General features: G+C 68.4%; 5 protein-coding genes. 1 reads left to right on the top strand and 4 read right to left on the bottom strand.

Annotation, left to right across the window (positions count from 1 at the left end):
• A partial coding sequence (locus C5F48_RS25360; RefSeq protein ID WP_219907825.1) for a sensor histidine kinase occupies window positions 1-468 on the top strand: 468 nt, incomplete at its 5' end.
• Window positions 469-474: 6 nt separating this feature from the next.
• Here the strand turns inward: C5F48_RS25360 and C5F48_RS21890 are convergent.
• The 4 genes from C5F48_RS21890 to C5F48_RS21875 form a co-directional block, all read right to left on the bottom strand.
• On the bottom strand, window positions 475-1,122 hold the full coding sequence (locus tag C5F48_RS21890) for a LuxR C-terminal-related transcriptional regulator (protein WP_107665867.1): 648 nt from the start codon (window positions 1,120-1,122) through the stop codon (window positions 475-477).
• Window positions 1,123-1,540: 418 nt separating this feature from the next.
• Entirely contained in the window at window positions 1,541-2,548 is a 1,008-nt protein-coding gene (locus C5F48_RS21885; protein WP_107665866.1) for a zinc-dependent alcohol dehydrogenase family protein, read from the bottom strand.
• A gap of 159 nt (window positions 2,549-2,707) precedes the next feature.
• A complete protein-coding gene (locus C5F48_RS21880) occupies window positions 2,708-3,721 on the bottom strand; it encodes an SIS domain-containing protein (RefSeq protein ID WP_107665865.1) in 1,014 nt (337 codons plus the stop codon).
• A 102-nt stretch (window positions 3,722-3,823) separates the two neighbouring features.
• Window positions 3,824-4,822 (bottom strand): ABC transporter ATP-binding protein (locus C5F48_RS21875; RefSeq protein WP_107665864.1); only part of this gene is annotated, 999 nt, incomplete at its 5' end.

Raw genomic sequence — 4,822 nt, 5'->3', positions numbered from 1 at the left:
GACCAGTCGCTGAGGGACTTGCGCAACATCTCCGCCGGGCTGATCCTGCCGGAGCTGGAGGGGGCCAGCCTCGAGGAGGCGGTGGAGCGGGCGGTCAGCAGCTTCACCCGCGATTCCGGCCTGCCGGTCGAGCTGCAGCTGCCGCCGGGTCGGACGCTGCTGCCGGCGCCGCAGGTTATCGTCGCCTACCGCGTGGTCTGCGAGGCCCTGACCAATGCGCGCAAACATGCCGGCGGTCGCGGACTGCGGGTGACGAAGACCGAAACCGAGCGCGAGATCGCAATTTCCATCGTCGACGCCGGCCCCTGTCCGGCCGGCGACGCGGCCTCCGGCGCCTTCGGCCACGCGCCGCTCGGGCTCATCGGCATGCAGAACCGCGCGCGGTCCTGCGGCGGGCAACTGTCTATGGAACGGGTGCTCGGCGGCGGCACCAGGGTCAGTTTGGTGCTGCCAAAGGATGACAGCTGAGCCGCCTCAGACCTTGGCGGGCTGCCGCTCCATCCGGTCGCGCTGCACGGCGAGCGCCACCTCGAGCCGGTTCTTGGCGTCGAGCTTCTGCATGATCTGGGTCATGTAATACTTGATGGTCTTCTCCGAGAGCCGCAGCCGCGTGGCGATGTCGCGGTTCGAGGCGCCGTTCAGCAGTTGGTTGACGATCTGGTCCTCGCGGAACGACAGCACCACGTCCTGCTTCTTGTCGCGCGCCTGCGTCTGGCGGAACACCCGCACCGCCAACGACGGCGAGATGTATTCGCGCCCCTCGAGGATGATGTCGATCGCCTGGAACAGCTCGCTCTCGCTGCTGCCCTTGATGACATAGCCGCTGGCACCGCGCGACAGGGCGGCGCAGCAATCCTCGACCTTCTCGCTGGCGCTGAACACCAGTACCGCGGGCGCATTCGGCAGGGCGGCGATCCGGCCGATGGTCTCGAGCACCGGGCCCTTCATGTTCAGGTCCATGACGATCAGCCGCAGCCCGCCGCGCTCGGCCATGGCCAGCGCTTCCTCGGCGCAGGTCCCGGTCGCCAGGACGCGCTTGTTCTGGAGTTCACCTACGAGTTCGGAGAGGCCGGCGAGCACGATGGGATGGTCGTCCACCAGTCCGATATTGACTAAAGACATCCGCTATATCTCCCTGCGGCTCCCCGAAAGGCCCCGCGATTTGAAATGGATAGGCAGTGCAATGCCGGATCAGTATGCCACGGCTTACGCCAAACCGGTCGGCCAAAAAGCGCTGATGTGGCTCTAAAGTGTATTTTTCTGAAAGGGTTATGCATCCCTAGGTAGAATGGGCGCGGCAGCATAGGTCGAAGGTTGTAAGGCCCGTCGATTGGCTCCCGGGGCGGAGCCGGATGGATGAAACGCCGTGTAACAGGGGGAGGCCGGGCGATTCTCCGCTGACCGCTCTCCGCGCCGGGGCGGGACGTAGCCGGTCCGGGAGTTGGGCTGCCGGCGCCTCACGCGCCGGCAGAGGGAGCATTGCTCGATTGTCGTCTGTGACGGAGGAAATCGGGCCTCCCCCGCCAAAGACCGGCCTGGCCTAGATCGCCAGCACGATCTTGCCGAAATGAGCCCCGGACTCCTCGTGCCGGAAGGCGTCGGCGATCCGGTCGAGCGGGAAGCTGCGGTCGATCACCGGGCGGATGCCGGTCGCCTCGAGGCCGCGGACGAAGTCGAGCTGCATGGACCTGCTGCCGACGATCAGCCCTTGCAGCCGCTGCTGCTTGGCCATCAGCGCCGCCGTCGGCACTTCCCCTGAGGCGCCCGTCAGCACGCCGATCAGCGCGATATGCCCGCCGATGCGGCAGGCCCGGATCGACTGCGGCAGGGTGCCCGGACCGCCGACCTCGATGACGTGGTCGACGCCGCGCCCGCCGGTCAGCTCCTCGACCCGCTGGCCCCAGTTCTCCTCGGTCCGGTAGTTGATGGTATGGGCGACGCCCATCTCGCGCAGCCGGGCCAGTTTCTCGTCCGAGGAGGAGGTGGCGATCACGGTGGCGCCCATGGCGAGCGCGATCTGGGCGGCGAAGATCGACACGCCCCCGGTGCCGAGCGTCAGCACGGTGTCGCCCGCCTTCAGGCCGCCCTCGACCACCAGCGCGCGCCAAGCCGTCAGCCCGGCGGTGGTCAGCGTGGCTGCCTCGGCATGGCTGTATCCGGCCGGCGCCCTGGTGAACCAGCCAGCCTCGCAGACGACCACCTCGCGGGCATAGCCGTCGACGCCGTCGCCCGGCGTGCCGGAGAAGTCGCCCACCGGCGGCGGCCCGTCGCGCCATTGCGGGAAGAAGCAGGAGACGACGTGATCGCCCTCGCGGAACTCCGTGACCCCCGCGCCGACCGCCTCGACGACGCCCGCCCCATCGGCCATCGGCACCCGGCCATCCTCCGTCGGCATCCGGCCAGTGACCACGGCATAGTCGTGGAAATTCAGCGACGAGGCATGGATCCGCACCCGGATCTCCCCCGGGCCGGGCGGCCCCGGATCCGCGACAGCAACGATGCGCAGGTGGTCGAGACCTCCCGGTTGCTCAATCTTGACCGCTTTCATTCGAGATCCTTTCCTGCAGGCTGCCCCTGACCTATCACCCGCCGACGCCGGGTTGAATGCCGATAGGCGGAGCTGCGCCGCAAATGTCCCGAAAACTGTCCGGACCGGTCTCGCGGGGCATGGTGAGCCCGGCGGCCGAAGCCGCCGGGCGGGCGCGGCTCAGTAGGCCACGCGCTTGTAGTAGCGGCGGGTGACCAGCGGATGGTCGCGCATCACTTCCAGATGGGCGCTCAGCCGCTCCATCAGCGTGGCCATGATCGCCGGCGACAGCAGCGCCCGCAGTTCCGGCGACAGGCTCTCCGGCCGGTAGTCGGCGGTGCTGATGACGGTCAGCTTTTCGGTGTACTTCGGCGCGAACTGGACGACGCGCTCGGCCAGCGGATCGCAGGCATCCTCGCCGCGGAACAGGATCAGGCTGACGCCGGGCTCGAGCAGCTCCAGCGGGCCGTGGAAGAAGTCCGACGCATGCACCGGGCGGGTGCGGATCCACTGCATCTCCTCGAGGATGCAGGTGGCGTAGTAGAGCGCCTCCGGCCACATGTTCCCGGCCCCGGTGAACATGTGGTAGTCGGAGCCGGCGATGACGCGGGCGAATTCCTCGGCCTTGGGCTCGAAGGCCTTCTTGGCCGCGACCAGCGCCGCCGGGGCGGTCGCCAGCTCGGCCACCAGCGCATCGTAGTTGTCGATTTCGCCGCGGGCCTTCAGCACCGAGAGCGCGACAAGCAGCGACTGGATGTAGAAGGATTCGGAGGAGGTGTCATCCTCGGCGAAGTTCACCAGCGCCGGCGTCCCACCCTGGCCGAGCGGGGTGTCGGCATGGCCGACCAGCGTGATGACCTTGGCGCCGATCTCTTTCAGCTTCTCCAGCATCGCCACGCTCTCCTTCGTCGTGCCCGACAGCGAGGGCATGACGACGATGGATGTCGCGGTGAGATTGGCCGAGCCGGTCAGCACCAGTTCCGCCGGGTAGTCCTTGTAGACCGGGAAGCCGGAGCGGCGGTGCAGCAGTTGCACGGCGGGCTCCATCAGATAGGCGACGCCGCCGGTGCCGAGGAAGAACAGGTTGCTGGCCCCGGCGGCGATGGCCGCGCCGATCTCCTGGTCGATGCGCGGGGCAAGATGCACGGCCCCCTCCTGGATCTTCAGGAAGCGGGCTTCGTCGAAGTTGAACATGGCATGTCCTTTGTGTTTGGCCCGTTGCGGGCATGAGCGGAAAGGGCCTCGCGCATCGCGACGCGCGGGGAAGGTCCATGGGGACTTTGGGATGGGAGCCCGTCAGCCTTTGGCGTGACGGGCCTCGCGCTGCGGCGCCGGGGTCTCGGCGGGTCGCAGGCTGTTCTCGTGCCGGTCGAACAGGTGGAGAAGGGCAGGATCGGCGGTCAGCGCGACCGTCTGCCCGGCGGCGAGGTCGAGCGTGCCGGGCAGCTTCGCCACCAGCGGCCCCTCGACGCCCGCCACCTCGACATAGGCCATCTGCACCTCGCCGAGCTGCTCCACCAGGGAAACCCTGCCGGCCACCGTTGCCTCGCTGGGACCAGCCAGCCGCAGGTCCTCGGGGCGCAGGCCCAGATGCACGGGCTGGCCCTGCATCTCCGGCGCCGTCGGCAGGGGCACAGTGGCCTCGCCGCCGCTGGCCAGCTGCAGCCGGGTCACGGCGCCGGTGGCGAGGACGGTGGCGGGGATGACGTTCATCGCCGGCGAGCCGATGAAGCGGGCGACGAACAGGTTGGCCGGGCGGCGATAGAGCTCGACCGGCGCTCCGATCTGCTCGATCCGGCCGCCGCGCAGCACGACGATCCGGTCGGCCAGGGTCATCGCCTCGACCTGGTCATGGGTGACGTAAATCATCGTCGCACCCGGCATCGCCTGTTTCAGCTTGGCGATCTCGATCCGCGTCGCCACGCGCAGCGCCGCGTCGAGGTTCGACAGCGGCTCGTCGAACAGGAAGACCTTCGGGTCGCGGACGATGGCGCGACCGATGGCCACTCGCTGCCGCTGGCCGCCGGACAGCGCCCGCGGATAGCGGTCGAGATAGGGCGACAGTTGCAGCACCTCGGCGGCCTGCGCCACGCGGCGGGCGATCTCGGGCTTCTTCATCCCGGCGATCTTCATGCCGAAGGCCATGTTGTCGAAGACCGTCATGTGCGGGTAGAGCGCATAGGACTGGAACACCATGGCGATGCCGCGCTTCGAGGGCGGGACATGGTTCATCAGCTCGCCGTCGATTTGGAAGGTGCCGCTGCTGATCTCCTCCAGCCCGGCAATGGCGCGCAA

Origin of the sequence: Cereibacter changlensis JA139 (genome assembly GCF_003034985.1) — a bacterium.
GTDB classification, from domain to species: domain Bacteria; phylum Pseudomonadota; class Alphaproteobacteria; order Rhodobacterales; family Rhodobacteraceae; genus Cereibacter; species Cereibacter changlensis.
The sequence above is the reverse complement of the archived record's forward strand: the minus strand, read 5'-3'. Positions and strand labels throughout refer to the sequence as shown.